The sequence below is a fragment of the Polaromonas sp. P1_G2 genome (assembly GCF_056405515.1).
On record NZ_JBFUBY010001830.1, the window covers coordinates 1 to 351 of the forward strand.

At 59.3% G+C, this 351-nt stretch carries 1 protein-coding gene; it reads right to left on the minus strand.

Annotated elements, in window-relative coordinates; translation table 11 throughout:
• Positions 1-351, minus strand: a 351-nt coding sequence (locus AC1D0P_RS32800) for an extracellular solute-binding protein (protein ID WP_477680535.1), incomplete at both ends; no start/stop codon positions are given.

A 351-nucleotide genomic window follows, 5' to 3' on the forward strand; every position in this document is an offset into this window, starting at 1 on the left:
CCCCAGTTCTTCGGCACGGCATAGGTCTTGCCGTCGATCTTGCCTTCCTTGGTGAAGCGCGGATTTTCCGTCGTCGTACTGAAGTTCGGCAGCTTGGAAAGGTCGAGTTCATCGATCAGGCCGAGCTTGTGATATGTCGAGATCGTGTAATTGGTCGGCACGAACAGCGACCAGCCCGAGGCGCCGGCCTGCAGCTTGGCGAGCATTTCCTCATTGGAGCCGAAAACGTTGACTTCGACGGCGACGCCGGTCTTGGCCTTGAAACTCTCGAACGTGTTGGGGTCGTGGTAGTTCGGCCAGGTGGCGATCGACATCTGCGTGCCCAAGTCTTCGGCATAGGCGGGCGTGGCG